The sequence below is a fragment of the Rhodococcus baikonurensis genome (assembly GCF_040489275.1).
GTDB classification, from domain to species: Bacteria; Actinomycetota; Actinomycetes; order Mycobacteriales; family Mycobacteriaceae; genus Rhodococcus_F; species Rhodococcus_F baikonurensis.
This window is the reverse complement of record NZ_JBEUOQ010000004.1, coordinates 414,874-433,160: the sequence shown is the minus strand read 5'-3', so window position 1 is coordinate 433,160 and position 18,287 is coordinate 414,874. Positions and strand designations below refer to the sequence as shown.

At 62.3% G+C, this 18,287-nt stretch carries 17 protein-coding genes; 9 read left to right on the top strand and 8 right to left on the bottom strand.

Annotated features, from left to right (window positions below; genetic code table 11):
• Positions 1-15: 15 nt before the first annotated feature.
• The 4 genes from ABWI03_RS12800 to ABWI03_RS12785 form a co-directional block, all read right to left on the bottom strand.
• Positions 16-864 carry a sterol desaturase family protein gene (locus tag ABWI03_RS12800; RefSeq protein WP_298778945.1) on the bottom strand — a complete coding sequence of 283 codons (849 nt, stop codon included), beginning with the start codon at positions 862-864 and terminating at the stop codon, positions 16-18.
• An 81-nt stretch (positions 865-945) separates the two neighbouring features.
• A complete protein-coding gene (locus ABWI03_RS12795; RefSeq protein ID WP_095970923.1) occupies positions 946-1,755 on the bottom strand; it encodes a PE-PPE domain-containing protein in 810 nt (269 codons plus the stop codon).
• A gap of 188 nt (positions 1,756-1,943) precedes the next feature.
• Positions 1,944-3,131 carry a serine hydrolase domain-containing protein gene (locus ABWI03_RS12790; RefSeq protein WP_298778950.1) on the bottom strand — a complete coding sequence of 396 codons (1,188 nt, stop codon included), beginning with the start codon at positions 3,129-3,131 and terminating at the stop codon, positions 1,944-1,946.
• 142 nt (positions 3,132-3,273) lie between these two features.
• Positions 3,274-3,561 (bottom strand): MerR family transcriptional regulator, encoded by a 288-nt coding sequence (locus ABWI03_RS12785; protein ID WP_020906139.1) that lies wholly within the window; start codon positions 3,559-3,561, stop codon positions 3,274-3,276.
• A gap of 484 nt (positions 3,562-4,045) precedes the next feature.
• Between ABWI03_RS12785 and ABWI03_RS12780 the strand changes: the two genes are divergently transcribed.
• Entirely contained in the window at positions 4,046-4,282 is a 237-nt protein-coding gene (locus ABWI03_RS12780) for a hypothetical protein (RefSeq protein ID WP_298778953.1), read from the top strand.
• A gap of 133 nt (positions 4,283-4,415) precedes the next feature.
• On the opposite strand, the gene ABWI03_RS12775 is transcribed toward ABWI03_RS12780, so the two are convergent.
• The 3 genes from ABWI03_RS12775 to kstD form a co-directional block, all read right to left on the bottom strand.
• Complete coding sequence (locus tag ABWI03_RS12775) at positions 4,416-6,179, bottom strand: cholesterol oxidase substrate-binding domain-containing protein (RefSeq protein WP_095970925.1); 1,764 nt, start codon at positions 6,177-6,179, stop codon at positions 4,416-4,418.
• 69 nt (positions 6,180-6,248) lie between these two features.
• Positions 6,249-7,106 (bottom strand): MaoC/PaaZ C-terminal domain-containing protein, encoded by an 858-nt coding sequence (locus ABWI03_RS12770; RefSeq protein ID WP_298778957.1) that lies wholly within the window; start codon positions 7,104-7,106, stop codon positions 6,249-6,251.
• Positions 7,096-8,829, bottom strand: a complete 1,734-nt coding sequence (kstD, locus tag ABWI03_RS12765; protein ID WP_185564823.1) for a 3-oxosteroid 1-dehydrogenase — start codon at positions 8,827-8,829, stop codon at positions 7,096-7,098. The genes ABWI03_RS12770 and kstD overlap by 11 nt, the downstream gene beginning before the upstream one ends.
• A gap of 115 nt (positions 8,830-8,944) precedes the next feature.
• Between kstD and ABWI03_RS12760 the strand changes: the two genes are divergently transcribed.
• Genes ABWI03_RS12760 through ABWI03_RS12735 form a run of 6 tightly spaced genes read left to right on the top strand, consistent with a single transcriptional unit; the run spans position 8,945 to position 14,524 of the window.
• Positions 8,945-10,543 carry an FAD-binding protein gene (locus ABWI03_RS12760; RefSeq protein WP_298778961.1) on the top strand — a complete coding sequence of 533 codons (1,599 nt, stop codon included), beginning with the start codon at positions 8,945-8,947 and terminating at the stop codon, positions 10,541-10,543.
• Positions 10,544-10,546: 3 nt separating this feature from the next.
• The gene (locus tag ABWI03_RS12755) at positions 10,547-11,332 is read left to right on the top strand and encodes a 2-keto-4-pentenoate hydratase (protein ID WP_298778964.1); all 786 of its coding nucleotides are present in this window, start codon (positions 10,547-10,549) and stop codon (positions 11,330-11,332) included.
• 8 nt (positions 11,333-11,340) lie between these two features.
• Positions 11,341-12,243, top strand: coding sequence for an acetaldehyde dehydrogenase (acetylating) (locus tag ABWI03_RS12750; protein ID WP_054826815.1), 903 nt, complete (start codon positions 11,341-11,343; stop codon positions 12,241-12,243).
• Positions 12,240-13,283, top strand: a complete 1,044-nt coding sequence (gene dmpG, locus ABWI03_RS12745) for a 4-hydroxy-2-oxovalerate aldolase (protein WP_020906144.1) — start codon at positions 12,240-12,242, stop codon at positions 13,281-13,283. Before ABWI03_RS12750 ends, dmpG begins: the two co-directional genes overlap by 4 nt.
• Positions 13,284-13,286: 3 nt before the next feature.
• Entirely contained in the window at positions 13,287-14,039 is a 753-nt protein-coding gene (locus tag ABWI03_RS12740) for an SDR family NAD(P)-dependent oxidoreductase (RefSeq protein ID WP_298778979.1), read from the top strand.
• A complete protein-coding gene (locus ABWI03_RS12735) occupies positions 14,036-14,524 on the top strand; it encodes a VOC family protein (RefSeq protein ID WP_298778982.1) in 489 nt (162 codons plus the stop codon). Before ABWI03_RS12740 ends, ABWI03_RS12735 begins: the two co-directional genes overlap by 4 nt.
• On the opposite strand, the gene ABWI03_RS12730 is transcribed toward ABWI03_RS12735, so the two are convergent.
• Entirely contained in the window at positions 14,511-16,115 is a 1,605-nt protein-coding gene (locus ABWI03_RS12730) for an FAD-dependent monooxygenase (RefSeq protein WP_298779717.1), read from the bottom strand. The genes ABWI03_RS12735 and ABWI03_RS12730 overlap by 14 nt on opposite strands.
• An 814-nt stretch (positions 16,116-16,929) precedes the next feature.
• Between ABWI03_RS12730 and ABWI03_RS12720 the strand changes: the two genes are divergently transcribed.
• Both ABWI03_RS12720 and ABWI03_RS12715 read left to right on the top strand, forming a co-directional pair.
• A complete protein-coding gene (locus tag ABWI03_RS12720) occupies positions 16,930-18,105 on the top strand; it encodes an alkane 1-monooxygenase (RefSeq protein WP_124568882.1) in 1,176 nt (391 codons plus the stop codon).
• Positions 18,102-18,272, top strand: a complete 171-nt coding sequence (locus ABWI03_RS12715; protein ID WP_042449409.1) for a rubredoxin — start codon at positions 18,102-18,104, stop codon at positions 18,270-18,272. The genes ABWI03_RS12720 and ABWI03_RS12715 overlap by 4 nt, the downstream gene beginning before the upstream one ends.
• Positions 18,273-18,287 lie beyond the last annotated feature (15 nt).

Below are 18,287 nucleotides of genomic sequence, written 5' to 3'. Positions count from 1 at the left end.
TCGACCCGTTGTCCGTCAGGTCTGTCTCCGGAACGGTTCCGCCAACTGGCCGAGGTAATCGTCCGGGTAGTCGGGCTTTGCCGCCATACCGAGATCGTCACTGCTGAAGCGCTTTCCCGGATCGAAAGAATAAGTGCGGAACAGGTGATCCCAGATCAGCGTGAACAAACCGAAATTGACGTCACCGATTCCCGCCCACTTCAGGTGATGGAATCGGTGGCCGGCGTTGAGGGCGAGTATCGGACGCAGGGGGCCGATGCGGTAATCGGCATTCGAATGCTGAAGCAGGAGTTGGACAGCGACACAAACCGCGAGCGCCGAGGCAACCGGGACGGGCATCCCGAGGAGGATCAGTGGCAGGACGCCACCGGCGGTTTCGAAAGTCTGATGCACGGGGTGCTTCATCAGTCCGTTCATACCGTAGAACCGTTCGAGGCTGTGATGAACCGCGTGGAAACGCCACAACCATCCAACCTTGTGGCTGATCAAATGCACCACGGTGATGCCGAAATCGGCAACCAACACTGCGAAGACAACCTGAAGGGCAAACGGAAGACCGCTCGGCCACAGCCCGTCGAACGGAATCACCGCGGCCATCAACGGGATTACCGCGACGCTGACCAAGATGAGGGATTCGTTGACAAACGCATGGACAGCGTCGCGAAACCTGTCCGGTCCCGGGGCATTCCACGAGGATTCGTAGGGAAGCGCCCGTTCGGCCGCGAAAGAGCAGACCACTGCGAAGAGAATCAATGCCACCAGTGACCATTTCGGTGCGCCGGATGCCGCCAGCGCGATTGCGGCTCCGTTGATTCCCAAGAGCATGAACGGGACGTACCCGTATCTGACGATGAAGGTGAGCATGTGATCGATGGTGCTCGATGCGGTGGCTCTCGACTTGTACGAATCGGTCGACTTTCAGTCAGTCGAACAAGCGCTGTCGCGTTACTTCGTCAGCACGGTGGTGAGTGCAGCGGTCAGATACGGAGTGATGTTCTCGACGACCCGCGTCACGATCGCAGTGGCAATGTCAGCGGGTTGCAGAGGTACCGACGGTGTCTCCGGCAATGCCGGGGCAGCAGGCGGAGCGGGCTCGGACATCATCGGCGTATAGGTGTTGTGCTTCGTGAAGTAGCCGAAGACCGAATCCACGAACACCTCGGGAGCATCACGCGGCTTGGGCATGTTGCAGATGCCGTCACCCTCGATGCAGACTTCCCGTACTGCGATGTCGCCGAATCCGCCGCGTGCTCCGGACATCGTCGCTCCCGGAACGACATTGGGCACTACGGTTTCGATGCCCCCGGCCGAGTTGCGAGGGTCGGCGTAGAGGACGCCTTCGACTTGCGACTGCGGAATGGATCCGTCGCGTGCGATGTCACCGAGCACGTCGCCGGCAATCCGCGCTCCCTGCGAGTATCCGGTGACAACGATCTCGCTGCCCGGGCACTGAGCGTGGAATGCGTTGACTTCGGTGCGAAGTGTCTGGGCGCCGGCGGCAACGCTCTGGTCGTACGTCTGATCGCCGAGCGGCCAGAAACTGGCGGGGTAGGTCACCGGCTTGGCGGCATAGCCCTGGGCCACGTAGCGGTCGGTGACTGGTTGTGTCGTTTGTCCTGTCGGATCCCACGTTCCGCCGACCGCGAATACCGCACCGGCCGGGCACGACCCACCGTCATTCGGGTCCGCTCCGGCAGGCACCGACATCACAAGAGTCACCCCCGCTGTGACTGCAACCGTGCATGCCACTGACATCGCGTATTTCCTCATCGGGCAGGTCCCCATCTATCTACGTTCTCGTTCACTGGCGAGACAACCCGCGGTCCGACGCGTTTCGTTCGGTACTGAAGAGAATGGTGATGGGGCGATAAGTCCTGGAGGTAATCCGTGCGTAAACAGGAAGTTGCCGACCGGCGCTGTTTACTACCAGCGTGTGTGGGGCGTCACGGTGTCGGTACCTGCGGCGGGTGATCCGGCTCGAGGAGGGTTCCGATCTCCTTCCCCATCGACACGGCGTTGTTGAGGTCCGCGTTGGTTGTCGGCCCGAGTGTGGCGTAGACGACGATCGTCGTCTTCGAGTCGGGGTAGTACAGCGCCAGACCGTTGTAACCGCCGTACGACGGGTTCATCACCAGCCAGCCGTCGAGGTGCCCGGTCCCGAAGGAAAAGAACTTGTCCGCCGTCATACTTCCCAAGCCCGCAGTCGTCGGCGCCATCTGTTGCTCGAAAGCCTTGTCGGAGAGCAACTCTCCCGTTCCGAGTGCGCGAACCCACCTTCCGACGTCGGCGACAGGCGCGTTCATGTTTCCGCTGTGCAGGAAAGCAGTCGGATTCCAGAAGGTGGAGTCTTCGAACACTCCGCGTTCATTGGTGTAGCCGTGCAGGATCGGTTCGTCCATCTGCGGCGTGAGCACAACGCTGCTGTTATCCATCCCGAGTGGATCGAAGACGCGCTGCTGAAGTAGGTCACCCAGCGGTTTTCCAGTCGCTTTCTCCATGACGTCGCCGAGCAGCGTCAGGTCGCTGTGCGCGTACGCCCAACTGGTGCCGGGTTCGAACAGAGGTGGACGAGAGTTGGCAAGATTCAGGATCTCCTGAGAAGTCCAGCCCTTCATCGGATTGTCCGTGAAGAGTTTGAGGAACTGTGGATCTGTCACGTAGTCGGAGATACCCGACGTGCTGTTGGCCAGCATTCGCGGAGTGATGGTCTCTGCGCGTGGAAAGTTCGGTTCCCACTTCGCGATCGGCTGATCGAGGGGGAGCGTTCCCTCTTCGTCGAGTTGCAGCAGGACTGTCGAGAGCATCGGTTCCATCGGCTGGCCGACGCGCAACTGCATGTCGGTTGTAGCCGGAACTCCGACAGGGGACTCTCCGACGGCGCCGAGAGCAACCTCGTCGTCGCCCCGCCATACACCGAACACCGCGGCGCTGAGGCCCAGGTCGGCCACCTGACGGCGGACGATGTCCACGATCTCGGTGGATTCCTGACTGCTCGTGGTGCTGGGAGTTGCGCTGTTCGTGCTTGTTGCCGCGTCCTCGTCGGAACTGCACGCAGCGGTTGCAATGGCAACGGACAAGGTGATCGACAGAGCAGCCAGTCGCACCCGGCGGCGGTGGTGGGAGGAATTCATGCCTGCGATCCCTTCGATGTGGAAATCGAGCAACCGACGCCGAGCAATGTCCCAATTGTCTGAATTTAGCAGTTCGAAGGGGGAGTGAACAGATTGACGGTCAGGGGCGACTGCTACTCCCAGTGCCTGATCACGTCAGTCCTCAGTCTGGCGTCGCGTCCGATTCCGCTCGTCGGTCCTGCGCTTGCTGAAGCTCGGCGTTGATGCGACGAGCCTCGGTGAGTTGGTCTTCGAGGATGATGATGCGGCAAGCCGCGTCGAGCGCCGTGCCATTGGCTACAAGTTCGTGCGCGCGGGCCGCGATGCGCAGCTGGTAGCGGGAGTAGCGGCGATGTCCGCCCTCAGAGCGTTGTGGGGTAAGCAGTTTCGCGGCATCGAGGCTACGAAGGAAAGCTTGTCTGACGCCGAGGATCTCGGCCGCATGTCCCATGCTGTACGCAGGATAGTTCTCGTCGTCGAATCTGCCGGAGGGGTCCCCCGGTGGTGTATCTGCCGGAATGGCTCGCTTCTTTCGCTGAACGGACGGGGCCCCCGGCGCGAGGTGCGCCGGGGGCCGGATGGGGTTGAACTTACTTACATAACTGCATTCTTTCGAACTTCCGGACTCGCACAAGACATCCGGTAGCCGCTTTGAAGGGGGGTGCCGGGTCCGACTGCACACTCACACACGAATTCGGCCCCGGCACGTCCCTGCCCTGCGGTACTGCTTGCGGGTAGTTCATCTCTCCCGCATCTCTTGACTCGTTCCTTGCTACGAGAAAAAAGATACAACAGCCCCGCGAGAATGTCTACCCTGACCGCTGTAGATATTTTGTTGCGAACTTTCCAGGTATCGATGTTCAGGAACGACCCGCTCACCGGGGGTGAGAGCGCTCCGTGTGAGTCGTAGGAGATGGATCTGGGACAATGCTCCGATGCGAAATACCCCGAAGTCCGAGTCGTTGTTGCGTGCCCGCGCGGAGAGGGAAGAGCGCACCGCCTCCTCCGAGCAGCCCGGAGGAGGCGCGTCGAGCCCCGGAGAGGACTCGTCGTCGTCCGAGCCGGGGGCACGCAGCGACAGCGCCACGATTCGGTCGGCTAGATCCGATCTCTCAACTCATGCCAGGGCAGTGGAAAGTATGCACGAGGCGATCCATCCCGATCGCGATTGAGTCGGGCGCCTGGTCGGCATGCGGAGGGCTTTCTCATGTCCGTCGCTCCAACGCACGCCGGCCGCCGCACTCCCGAATGCTGGGAGTGGCGACGACCGTCGAGTTGTCAGAGCGTGTAGGTGGTTCGTGAACCTCAGGGCAACAACTGGTCCAGAAACGTGTTGCTGAAGACCTTGTGCGGATCCAACGCGTTGAATGCGGCGTTGGCGGTGTCCCAGTTGTCGCTCGATGGGACGCCGTCGCGGTAGGTCTGGGGGAGGCCCTGGGTGATGATCGGGGTGTCGGTGTACGGCTTGTCGGGGCCGAACGCCCAGCCCTTGGACCACTCGGGGCGGAAGGTGGCGTCGTTGTTGTTGTAGTGATTGCGCATCCACTGTTCCATTTCGCGGTAGAACGCGAACATGCCGGGGGTTCCCGGGACGCCGAGGACGTTGAGCCAGATGGCGGTGTCCCACTCCGGATGGTCGGGCCGGGGGCGCATGGCCGAGATGGTGGGGGCGCCTGCCGAGTCGACCTCGACCTCGGACGGTTGATCGAGGCCGCAGCAGCGGATTTCGACGGGGCCGTTGAGGGGGAACTGACCGATGGAGCGGTAGTACTCCATGCGGCCGTTGAACCACTGGGTGAAGTCGTGGATGACCTGGCCGATGTTGGCGCGGGAGGTGATGACGGCGCCGCCGCCCTCGGTCAGGCGCAGGGTGGTGGCCCGGATGTAGAACTGTACGTCCTTGGACCATCCCCAGAGGTCGTTGGAGAAGGTGGCGGCGAGTCCGGCAACGGTGGTGGCGTACATGATCTGGCCGAATGCCGGTGCGATGCCCGGGTTTCCGGCGTTGATCTGGCCGATCATGTCGGTGACCGGCTCCGGGAGGTTGTCGGAGAAGATGTAGTTGTACGGTCCGGTCACCTCACGCGAGAACGGCGGCTTGGTGGGGGCAAGTGACCACACCTTCATCCACGGGCGTTCTGTGAAGGGGTACCAGATTGCTTCTGCGCGACCGTTTTCGCGGACGAACTTCTCGAAGGTGCGTCCTGACGCGCCGCGGGCGCCGAAGAGTTCCTGCCAACCGATGTCGGTGTGGCTGACGCAGCGCATGCGGTAGTTGGGAGCGGCTTGCAAGGTGACGGAGGTGAGGAAGGTGCGTCCGAGGTGAGTCAGCAGCGGCTTGATCGCCGCGTCGCTACGTGCATACGTCTTCAGTGCGTATTCACTACCGTTCCAGACCACCGCGGTCAGGGAGGTGACGAGGTTGGAGAGTGAGCCGAAAGTCTGTCCGGGAACATGCGCTTCGCCTTCGGCGGGAAGAGCTGCGCCGTGAGCGTCGACGGCGAGGCAGCCGGCGATGGTCAACACACCGGGCGCCGGCAGGTTCGCGAATCCGAGGCCCTGTGCCTGCAGTGCGGTGGTGATGGCGTCGAGGGTCGCGCCGGGTCCTGCGGTGACGGTAGCCGGGCTGCCGCCGGCGTTGACGGAGACGCCGGTGAGGTGGACCGTGGTGTCGGCGAGGATGACCTTGTCGACCGGCGCGCCGTTGACGATGGTCAGCGGTGTCCAACCGTGCATGGCACCGCGGGGGCGAATGGTGTAACCGTTGGCATGACCCCAGTTCGCGAGGCGGACTACGTCTTCGGGCGTCTTGGGCGAACAGGTCCAGATCGCGTCGAGCATGATCTCTTTGGACCAGTTCTGATATGCCTGCTGGTACAGCGCGATGCCTTCGGGGAAGGCAGGCGGCGGCGTGAGGGTGGAGACGGGACCACCCGCGGAGCCGGAAGAGCCGGCGGGGACGGCATAGGCGGGCGTCCAGCCGGCGAATGCAGTCGCTGCCACGGCGCCGGCTCCAGCCGCCATGAAACCTCGTCGGGACAGTCGGAACTTTTCGTCTTGTGCCGTCATCTTCGGGCTACTCCATCGGGTTCGAGAACTGCGGTGAGTTCTAACAGGTGGGTATCAGACAGGTTGGTATCAGACAAGAGTGAGAACTACGTCAGCCAGAGCAGGAGCTTCGCGCTCCAGTACAGAAGCTGAGATCAGGAGTCGCCCAGTGTCTTTCCAGATCTGGATACTCAAGTTCTCGCCGGGAAATACGACCCCGGCAAAGCGGGCCCGAAATCCGGCTACCCGACTGCTGTCGCCGTCGAGCATGGTATCCACTGCGGTCTTGCAGACCATTCCGTAAGTACACAGTCCATGCAGGATAGGCGCTGGAAAGCCTGCCGCGGAGGCGAATTGCGGATCCGAGTGCAACGGATTCCGATCACCACACATCCGGTACAGCAAAGCCTGCTGTGGAAGCACAGGCGTCACCACTGTCTCATCTGGTTCGCGATCCGGAAGCGAAATCGACTCCGACGGACCACGTTCACCCCCGAAACCACCCTCGCCGCGGGCGAAAATGGACGATCGAGCGGTCCAGAGAGGGTTGCCTTCGGCGTCGACCGTGACGGATTCCTGCACGATCACGGCGGCCTTGCCCTTGTCCCAGACCTCGGCGATTCGAGTTGTGGTGCGGCCACTTCCACTTGCCGGGATCGGCTGATGGACAGTGACTTCCTGGCTTCCGTGGACTACCTTCGCCAGATCGATTTCGACGCCGGGGAACGAGACCTTCGGGGCTTCGGTGGCGTGGAAGTTGGCGGCGACGGTGGCGAAGGTGGGTAGTACCTGAGGCTTTTCGTCGTCGAGGTAGCGCAGTTCGCTCGGATCGAGCGGACGTGCTCCAGCGCCCAGTGCCAAGTGGTAGTGCTGCACGTCCGACGGCGTCCACGAGAACTCTTGTGGGGCAAGCTCGGCGCCGATCGCGATCTTCGGATCAATTGGCATGGTCGACCGCCGTCTTTTCAGTCGCAGCTGATGCCGTTGCTCCGGTGGTCTCGGCCTTCTTTGCGCGCTCGACGATGTCGAGCACGGCCAGGTAACCGAAAGTCATTGCGGGACCGATGGTCGCGCCCGGTCCGGCGTAGGTGTGGCCCATGACCGGAGCGCTCGCGTTGCCCGCGGCGTAGAGGCCGTCGATGACGCTTCCGTCTTCGCGTAGTGCTCGGCCGTTGACGTCGGTGCAGATTCCGCCCTTGGTACCGAGGTCACCCGGAACCATCTTGATGGCGTAGAACGGAGCCTTGCTGATTTCGGCGAGGCTGGGGTTCTTCAGCCGGGGATCGCCGTAGTACGCGTCGTATCCACTGTCGCCACGTCCGAAGTCCTCGTCCTTGCCGTTGCGCGCGAAGCCGTTGAACCGATCGACGGTCTCGGTCAGCGATGCGACGGGAAGCCCTGTCTTCTCGGCCAATTCGGCAATGGTTCCTGCCTTGACCACGATGCCGGCCTTGAGCCAGCGGCCGGGGAAGGGGGAGCGGGGAGTGATACCGGCAAACGTGTAGCGGTTGCGGTAGCGCTGATCGAGGATCATCCACGTCGGGATGTTCTCGCCGGGGCCTTCGCCCTGACCGTACTCACCGCCGTACATCGCATGGGTTGCCTCGACGTACGGAGCGGCCTCGTTACCGAAGCGCTTGCCCGACATGTTGACCATCATGCAGCCCGGGAGGGTGCGCTCGGAAAGAGCGAACCACGGGCCGCCGGTCAGTGGAATGGACGGGCCCCACCAGGCGTCGTCCATGAAATCGACTGCAGCGCCGACTTCTTGGCCCGCGCGGATGCCGTCGCCGGTGTTGGCCTTCGCGCCGACGGTCCATTCGGTGCCGATGGGTGCGCGCTGGTACTTCTCACGCATTTCCTTGTTGTGCTCGAATCCGCCGGATCCCAACACGACTCCGTGGCGGGCGCGAATGACCTGCTCCTCGCCGTCGACGAGGACGTTGACGCCGCGAACTGCGCCGTCTTCGGTGTACAGGGAGGTCAGCGGGGTGTTCAGCAGGATGGGTACTCCGGCGGACTGAAGTCCGAGTCGAATACCGGCGACCAGTGCCTGGCCGCGAACCAGCAGATCCTTCTTGGTGGCCTTGGCGGCGAGGAATCGCATGCCGACCTTCATGGCGCGCAGGGGTCCGCGAGGATTGCGCATCAGCAGGTTGAGCCACTTGTAGTCGGCCTGGGTGATGACGAAGTTCTTGGGGGCCTTGACGTAGTCGGGCTCGAGGTTCTTGCGGTCGGCGCCCAACTTGTTGCCGTCGAACGGGGTGGGCTCGACACTGCGGCCACCGAGGCGTCCGCCGGGAGCTTCCGGGTAGTAGTCGGAGTAGCCGGGAACCCACTGCAGTTCGAGCGGGCTGTTCTTCAACACGAAAGAGAGCATCTCGGGGCCGCGCTCGAGATAGGTGTCGATGCGTTCGGGAGCGACGACGTCGCCGATGATGCTGTGCAGGTAGGAACGTGCGGCCTCCGGTGTATCGGTGACACCGTCCGCTTGAAGTGCCTCGTTGTTGGGGATCCAGACCCCACCACCGGAACGGGCGGTCGATCCGCCGTAGTGGGCGGCTTTCTCCACGATGACCACACTCAAGCCCTGGTGGGCTGCGGTCAAGGCCGCTGTCATACCTGCGGCACCACTGCCGACGACGACGATGTCGTATTCCTGCTTGCTCATGTAGAACACGTTATAGAATGATGGGGGTGTCAGTCCATGCTTTCTGCCAGGAAGTATTTCCGGACGTTGTCATTGATAACGAAACACGTTGCAGTGGGATTGAGGATGGTGCGGTGTGACCTGGGATACTTCGGTTGACGTCCTTGTCGTCGGGTTCGGTGTGGCGGGCGCCAGCGCGGCGCTCGAAGCGGTAGCGGCCGGTTCGTCGGTTCTGGCGATCGATCGAGCGCTCGGTGGTGGTGCCAGCACGATTTCCGGAGGAATCTACTACGCCGGTGGCGGCACCGTGATTCAAAAGGAAGCCGGCATCGAGGACAGTCCCGAAGCCATGCTCGCCTACCTGAACCGCGAGGTCGGTGACGCGGTGACGCCGCAGACCCTGCGCCGGTTCGTCGACGAGAGCCCGGCGTCGATCGACTGGCTGCGCAGTCACGGAGTGCCGTTCGAGGCCTCACTGTGTCCTTACAAGACGTCGTACCCGAGCAACAAGCACTACCTCTACTTCTCGGGCAGCGAATCTGCCGGTGGGTTCCGTGACATCGCAAAGCCTGCTCCGCGCGGTCATCGTGCCAAGGGGCGTGGCACCTCGGGGAAGATGCTGTACGGCCCGCTCGCGAAGTCCGCGGAAGCCAAGGGCGTCCAGTTACTCGGCCAGACGCGAGCTGACCGGCTGATCATCGAGGACGGCCGGGTGATCGGCGTCGAAGCACTGACGCTTCGTGACGCTCCTGCCGGAGTTCGGCGCCGGCACGCGACGCTCGGATCCCTGTCCTCCAAGCCCGGCGTCTACGCGCCGCAGTTGCGCACGATTCTCGACGCACTCATCGCGAAGATCGAGAAGAAGTACGCCAAGCGGATTCGCATCCAGGCGCGCGGAGGCGTGATCCTGAGCGCCGGCGGCTTCGTCTCCAATCGCGAGATGATGCGCACCCATGCCCCTGCCTACAAGGGCGGTATCCCGCTCGGCACCTCCGGCGACGACGGCAAGGGCATCAACCTCGGCATCGAGGCCGGGGGAGCGACCGACAAACTCGGCAATGTCTCAGCCTGGCGATTCATCGTCCCGCCCAGCGCTTTTCTCGGTTCGGTTCTGGTGGGTGAATCCGGAGAGCGGATCGTCGACGAGTCCCGCTACGGCGCCGCACTTGGTCAGGCGATGGCGGAGAAGAGCCGCGGAATCGGTTGGTTGCTGGCAGATTCCGAACTCGTTGGTGAAGCGAAGTCGCAGATCGGTGACCAGTCGATGTGGTTCCAGCGAGTACAGACCACCGGCATGATGCGTACCGCCGTCCGTGGCAACACCATTGCCGAGGTCGCCCGCAAAGCGGGGATAGACGTCGCCGGCCTTCAAGCCACAGTCGACGCGCACAACTCCGCCGCCGCTGCCGGACAACCTGATCCGATGGGCAAACCGTCGGACTTCGTCAGGCCGATACTGTCTGCGCCGTTCACGATGTACGACGTCTCGATCAAGCCCAACATGATGAATCCGTGCCCGATGCTCACGCTCGGTGGATTGGTGGTCGACGAATCGTCCGGCATGGTGAAAAACGAGGCCGGGGAGGGTATCCCCGGCCTGTATGCCGCCGGCCGTACCGCCGTCGGTATCTGTTCCAACTCGTATGTGAGCGGATTGTCGCTCGCCGACTGCGTGTTCTCCGGCCGTCGTGCCGGCCAGCATGCAGCCACATTCGCAACAGCCGGAAAGGCCTGATCGATGCTCTCGACGCAGATCCGCGGCGAACTTGCCGACCATCTCGATTCGGCGGAACGGGACCGCACTCCGATCAGTCCGCTGATCGCCGACTATCCGGAAATAGATGTCGTCGATGCCTACGAGATCCAGCTCATCAACATCCGGCGTCGAGTTGCCGGTGGTGCAAAGGTGGTCGGACACAAGGTCGGGCTCTCGTCACTGGCGATGCAGCAGATGATGGGCGTCGACGAGCCCGATTACGGTCACCTGCTCGCCGAGATGGAAGAGTACGAGAACCGTCCGGTCGACACGTCGCGGTTCTGCTTCCCACGCGTCGAGGTGGAGGTCGCCTTCATTCTGGGAGCAGATCTGCCGGGCGCCGGGTGTACCGAACAAGACGTCATCGACGCCACTGTCGCCTATGCGCCGTCCATCGAATTGATCGACAGCCGGATCAAGGACTGGAAGATCGGCCTCTCGGACACCATCGCAGACAATGCCTCCTCGGCGGGGTTCATCCTCGGCAAGGAACGAGTTCGCCCGTCGGACATCGACATCAAGGCGATCGACGCGGTGCTGACCTGCAACGGCGAGCGGATTGCGGAGGGGCGCAGCGATGCGGTTCTCGGGAACCCGGTCACCGCTGTCGCGTGGTTGGCGCAGAAGGTCGACACGTTCGGGGTTCGGCTCAAGGCCGGCGACATCGTTCTGCCGGGTTCGTGCACGCGAGCGATCGACGCTCATCCAGGCGACAACTTCCGAGCCGAGTTCAGCGGCCTCGGCTCCGTCTCTCTTCAGTTCACGTAGGAGTAGTCATGACCAAGGCAAGTGTGGCGATCGTCGGATCGGGAAACATCAGCACCGATCTGTTGTACAAACTGCAGCGCTCCGAGTGGCTCGAGCCGCGATGGATGATCGGAATCGATCCCGAGAGTGAAGGATTGGCACGCGCCCGCAAGATGGGACTCGAGACCTCCGCCGAGGGCGTCGACTGGTTGCTCAGCCAGGCGGAGAAACCGGACCTGGTCTTCGAGGCGACGTCGGCATACGTGCACCGCGAGGCAGCACCACGCTACGAGGCCGCCGGTATCCGTGCCGTCGACCTGACGCCGGCCGCGGTCGGCCCGGCTGTGGTTCCGCCCGCGAACCTGCGTGAGCACCTGGACGCACCCAACGTCAACATGATCACCTGCGGTGGGCAGGCAACCATTCCGATCGTCTACGCGGTATCACGTGTCGTCGACGTGGCGTACGCCGAGATCGTCGCCTCCGTTGCATCGTTGTCCGCCGGCCCGGGAACTCGCGCGAACATCGATGAGTTCACCAAGACCACCAGCCGCGGTATCGAGACCATCGGCGGCGCACAGCGCGGCAAGGCGATCATCATCCTCAACCCCGCGGACCCGCCGATGATCATGCGCGACACAATCTTCTGCGCTATCCCCGAAGACGCCGATCAGGCCGCGATCACCGACTCCATTCACCGCGTCGTCAAGGACATCCAGCAGTACGTGCCCGGCTACCGGTTGCTCAACGAACCGCAGTTCGACGAACCGAGCGTCGTTTCCGGTGGCTATGCAACGGTCACCACGTTCGTCGAGGTCGAAGGCGCAGGCGATTTCCTGCCGCCGTACGCGGGCAACCTCGACATCATGACGGCAGCAGCCACCAAGGTGGGCGAGGAAATCGCCCAGAAGCTTCTGAGTGTGAAGGCATGAGCGACATGATTCATTTCGATTCGAGCTGGGACATCCGCGTCACCGACACATCGCTGCGCGACGGCTCCCACCACAAGCGTCATCAGTTCACCGTCGAAGAAGTACGGGCCATCGTCGGTGCCCTCGACGGAGCCGGAGTGCCGGTCATCGAGGTCACTCACGGCGACGGCCTCGGCGGGTCCTCCTTCAACTACGGCTTCTCGAAGACTCCCGAGCAGGAACTGATCAAAGCTGCAGTCGAGACGGCGACCAACGCGAAGATCGCCTTCCTGATGCTGCCCGGGCTGGGCATCAAGGACGACATCGTCATTGCGCAGGACAACGGTGCGTCCATCTGCCGCATCGCAACTCACTGCACCGAGGCGGACGTATCCATCCAGCACTTCGGTCTCGCGCGTGAGCGTGGACTCGAAACCGTCGGATTCCTCATGATGGCTCACTCGATTCCGCCGGAGAAGCTGGCCAAGCAGGCCCGCATCATGGCCGACGCGGGTTGCCAGTGTGTGTACGTGGTCGACTCGGCCGGCGCGCTGGTACTCGAGCAGGTATCCGACCGCGTCGAGGCGCTGGTTCAGGAACTCGGCAACGACGCTCAGGTCGGCTTCCACGGCCACGAGAACCTGGGCCTGGGCGTCGCCAATTCCATCGCGGCAGTTCGTGCGGGAGCCAAGCAGATCGACGGCAGCACCCGTCGGTTCGGTGCCGGTGCCGGCAACGCCCCGGTCGAGGCCTTCGTCGGTGTCTGCGACAAGATCGGTGTCAAGACCGGTATCGACTTCTTCGCGATCGCCGATGCAGCCGAAGACGTTGTGCGCCCGGCAATGCCGCAGGAATGCCTGCTCGATCGTCAGGCACTGATGATGGGCTACGCCGGCGTGTACTCGAGCTTCCTCAAGCACGCCGAGCGTCAGGCCGAGCGGTACGGAGTGTCGTCCGCGGAGCTGTTGGTACGCGCAGGCAAGCGCAAGTTGGTCGGCGGCCAGGAAGATCAGTTGATCGACATCGCACTGGAACTCCAGCGCGAAGCAGCGGCTTCCTAGCCCATGGCAGACGTACTGGCCGGAAAAATGGCCTTGGTGACCGGCGCGTCCTCAGGGCTGGGGCGCGCCGTCACCGAGATACTCCACAGCAGGGGCGCACAGGTTTTCGGTATCGCCCGCGACAAGGAGAAGCTGCGGCAGTCGATGGTCGAGGTGGTCGGCGCGGACGGTGAGCGTCGTTACGCGGCGACGGACGTCTCGGATTCTGCTCAGTGTGATGTGGCCGTGCAAGCGTGTGTCGACGAACTCGGTGGTATCGACATCCTCGTCAACGTGGCGGGATCGCACTCGTTGCGCCACACGGCAGACATTGCGGATTCCGAATGGGCACATGACCTTGCGGTCAATCTGAACGGACCGTTCTTCCTTTCCCGAGCAGCACTGCCGCACTTGCTGGAACGGGGCGGTAACATCGTCAACGTCTCCTCGATCGCGGGGCTGGAAGGGCAGGCGTACTCGGCTGGATACTGCGCTGCCAAGCACGGACTCATCGGGCTGACCCGAGCGATGGCGATGGAGTTCACCGGAAAATCTCTGCGTGTCAACGCAATCTGCCCCGGCGGCATGATGACTCCTCAAGTCACCGGGTTCACCTTCCCCGACGGAGTCGACTTCGATCTCGTCATGAAGGTTGCATCGCCGCGTGGCTTGATGGAAGCCGAGGACGTTGCGAAGATGGTGGCTTTCGTGGCCTCCGACGACGCCTCGGCGATACACGGGGCCGTCTACTCGGTGGACAACGGAAAAATGGCATGACCCCGTTGGTCTCGGGACCGATCTTCCAGATCTGCTGGGTGGTCGAGGACATCGAGGCCGCCGAACAGGAGTTCACTCGGCAGTGGGGAGTGGAGCGATGGCTACGTATGCCAGACATCGCCTTTGGTCCCGAGACCACAACGTATCGAGGTGAGCCCGCGGACTATGTCGTTCACGTGTCGATCGGATATGCGGGCAGCCAACAGCTCGAGTTGATCCAACCAGTGTCCGGACGCAACCTGTACACGGAGTTCCTGGAGGCCCACGGCGTCGGAGTTCATCACATGGCCTGGGTTCCAGACGATTACGAGGCCACGCTGATCGAAGCCGAGCGTCGCGAAATGCCGGTGGTGCAACAGGGTCGGGTAGAGGGCGCCGGCATGGAGTTCTCCTACCTCGACGCCGGGCCGTTGGGTGGATACGTCGAGTTGATGAAGCTCTCACCCGAGATCCGGTTGATGTTCGCTTCGCTCATTCCTGATTGACGGCAAACGCTTTCGCGAAGTAGTCGGAAACGTTCTCCGGGTGACCACGGAATCCGAGGTAGCCGTCGGGGCGAATGACCAGCGCCGCCGTACCTTCGACCCCATACGCGGCGCATAGCTGCGAGTCGTTGTCCTCGATGATAGGCACCAACGAATCGACGGTCACGGTTCCCGGTGGCACTATCGCGTAGACGTCCAGCATGCCGTGCGCTGATCGAATGGCGGCGTCGGCGACCTTCTCGAGGCTGTTGATGCTCTCTGCGGATCCGTCCGAAGTCAGCAGTAACGTGTGGTCGACTCCGGACAGCAAGTCGAACAACCGAATTGGATACTGCACACCGTCTCGGCGCATTCCGCGTGCATCGGGTGCACGCTCGCCCGGTTGGACGTGTGGACTCGAAGAATCACGCCCGGTGTTCAGCGGACTCTCCGAGTAGTCGATCAACAGTTGAGCCTGGCGCCGCATGGCCGTGTCGATCGAGGACTCTCCCGAACCGATTCCTTCACGGGCGTTGCGGACCGTCATCCCGACGACCTCCTCACCGACCGGCCGTCTTTCGGCGTCATAGGTCGCGAGAAGATCTTCTGTTGCAACACCTTTGACAGCGAGCGCTACCTTCCACGCGAGATTGTGGGCGTCTTGGATCCCGGTGTTCATACCTTGCGCGCCAGTCGGGGGATGGATATGTGCGGCGTCACCGGCGACGAAAACCCGCCCGCGACCGTAGGCGTCGACGATGCGGTGGCTGATGCGAAATACCGAGGACCACCGCAGCGTCGAGGCGGTTGTCGGTTCTGGAGACAGTCTGTCCAGCACTGCTTGGATGTGATGGAGCTCAGGTGTCGTCCCGGTTGAAAAGCCATGTTGTACGGCTTTGTTCGACGATTCATCCGGCATCAACTCATCCGGAACGAGCATCGACATGCGGTACCGCTTGTGTCCGGGGAGCGGGATGCACACGAGTAGGTCGTCGGTGGTTCCGTCGTCGGCGGTGTGGTTGGCTCGGACGGAGTAGCCGCTGGGGATCGACCAGTCGACTTCGACGTCGCCGAGCATGTAGCTTTCGGCAAACGCACCGCCCTCGAAGCTCAGGCCAAGCCCTTTGCGGACCACGCTGTGAGCGCCGTCGGAACCCACCAGGTACCGGGCTGTCACGGTGCTGCCGTCGCTGAGTGTGCAGGTGACGCCGTCGTCGGATTGTTCGAATGCGGTAAGGCCGACTCCGCGTTCGACGGTTGTCCCCAATTCGGCGAGGCGCTCGGTGAGGATGCGCTCCGTCGAATACTGGGGCAGGCAGAGGAACCAGTAAGGGACGTCCTCGGGGAGGGTGAGGTCGACGCGGCCGACCTCGACGCCGTTCGTGTACATGATTTGACCGCGCATCAATGTCGAGGCATCAAGCGCCTGGCGGAGCACCCCCATGTTCTCGAAGAGTTCGAGAGTGCGTGGCTGAATCCCGACGGCTTTCGCGTATTGCCGCGGTTCGTCGAGGGGGTCGATTATCCGACATGAGATACCGCGTCTGCGCAGCTCGATCGCGGTGGTCAATCCGATCGGGCCGGCGCCCGCTACCAATACGTCGGTATCCATGAGGACCCACTCACGTCGGGGACAGTCGGTCATTTCAGTATGGGTAAGCGAACTTTTGTTTTGGGGAAATTCGCGCAAATCGGACATCGAGAGCTTGTGTCTCTCACTGGACGGTCCGAACGCGCTCCGATTGTCTTGCGCTAGTGCTCGGGTTCGAAGCTAGCTGAGATTCGCCCGCACAGGAGCGCGAGCTCGGCCTCGCCGACGCGTGGCGCGTCGTCCCATGAATCAACGTCGTTCCAACTCAGTGAACTCGGAGCGCCGAAAGGCCTGACGAAAACGTGCTGATGAAAGTGGGGGACGCTTAGCCCGGCGATCGCGGAGAACACGAATTCCGGAGTTAATTCCGAGTCGAGAGCACGTGAGACGCGCCTGACCGCGCGTGCGATGGCGAGTGCTTCAGGCTCGGATAGTGAGGGCAACCCGGACACGTGTCGACGGGTCTCGACGAACACATATCCAGGAACCGAACGTCCGTGTGGTGGAGGGGGTCGATGGGTGACAACGACGAAGTCGTCCTCGAAAATTCGAGGGCTGACGAGCGGACCTGTTCCTCGGTGCTTGGCGCATATGGCGCACTTTGACGTCCCCATTCCGCTTTTGTACCGAGCGTGGCCCGGTGGTGGAAGATTTGCGATCAGCCCGGCTGGAAAGATCGCTGCTTTGTACAAATCTGCGTGTTTGTAAAACTTTTACCTTCAAAATCGTTGACAAAAGACCGTTATTTGTCCACTCTCTATACATAGATGTTGTTCGTGTCGCGGATTGCCGCGCAGGACGCACTCACTGATTCGAACGAGAACTGGAGAATTCGATGGCGGCGTTGGTGTACACCGAGCCAGATGGTCGGCTCGCAACTTGGAGAGACCGGAAACGCTACTTATGGCTGTTGGCGCTGATTCCGTCATCGGCAACTTTCATCGCCGTGGGGCTTGTTACCGCCACCGGATGGAATGTCTTCTGGTGGACCGGCCCGCTGATTGCTTTTGCCCTCATTCCTGTCATCGATATTCTGGCGGGCGAGGACGGGAAAAATCCGCCCGACGAGGTGATCGACGAACTCGAGAACGACCGCTTCTACCGGTGGTGCACCTACGCCTATCTGCCGCTGCAGTACACGGCCTTCTTCCTGTCCTGCTACATCTGGGCGCGTTGGGATTTGAGCGTTCTCTCCAATATCGGACTCGCAGTGACGATCGGTGTGACGGCCGGAATCGGCATCAATACCGCCCACGAACTCGGGCACAAGAAGGAGAGCGTCGAGCGCTGGTTGTCCAAAATCGTTCTCGCGCAGAGTGCTTACGGTCACTTCTACCTCGAGCACAACCGTGGCCACCATGTGCGAGTGTCGACTCCGGAAGATCCGGCGACCTCGCGCTTCGGTGAGACCCTCTACGGTTTCTGGCCGCGCAGCGTCGCCGGGGGATTGAAGTCGGCGTGGCATCTCGAGAAGACCCGCTTCGAGCGTTTGGGCACCACGCACTGGAGCATCAAGAACGACGTGCTCAACGCCTGGCTCATGTCGGTTGTTCTGTTCGGTGTCGCGCTTGCAGTGTTCGGGATCGGTATTGCGCCGTACCTCGTGATCCAGGCCTTCATCGGATTCTCGCTGCTCGAAGCGATCAATTACCTCGAGCACTACGGACTCCTGCGTCAGAAAACCGCAAGCGGACGGTACGAGCGATGCACGCCGGCGCACAGCTGGAACAGTGATCGCATCTGCACCAACGTCTTTCTCTATCACCTGCAGCGGCACAGCGATCACCATGCGAACCCGACGCGTCGCTACCAGGCGCTTCGCAGCATGGAAGAGGCACCTCAGCTCCCGAGCGGGTACGCCAGCATGATCATGCTCGCCACAGTTCCGCCCCTGTGGCGCAAGGTGATGGATCACCGCGTCCTCGCGCACTACCGAGGTGACATCACCCAGGTCAACATCGCGCCGAAGAAGCGGGCCAAGATCCTCGCGGCCTACGGGGTGAACGCATGAACGCCTACATCTGCCCGATCTGTGATTACACGTACACCGAATCGACAGGTGCTGCGCGAGAGGGCTTTCCGCCCGGCACGCCATGGTCGAGTATCCCGGACGACTGGTGCTGCCCCGACTGCGGCGTCCGCGAGAAGGTCGACTTCACGCTCGTCGCGCAATCCTGATCGAACTACCCACCG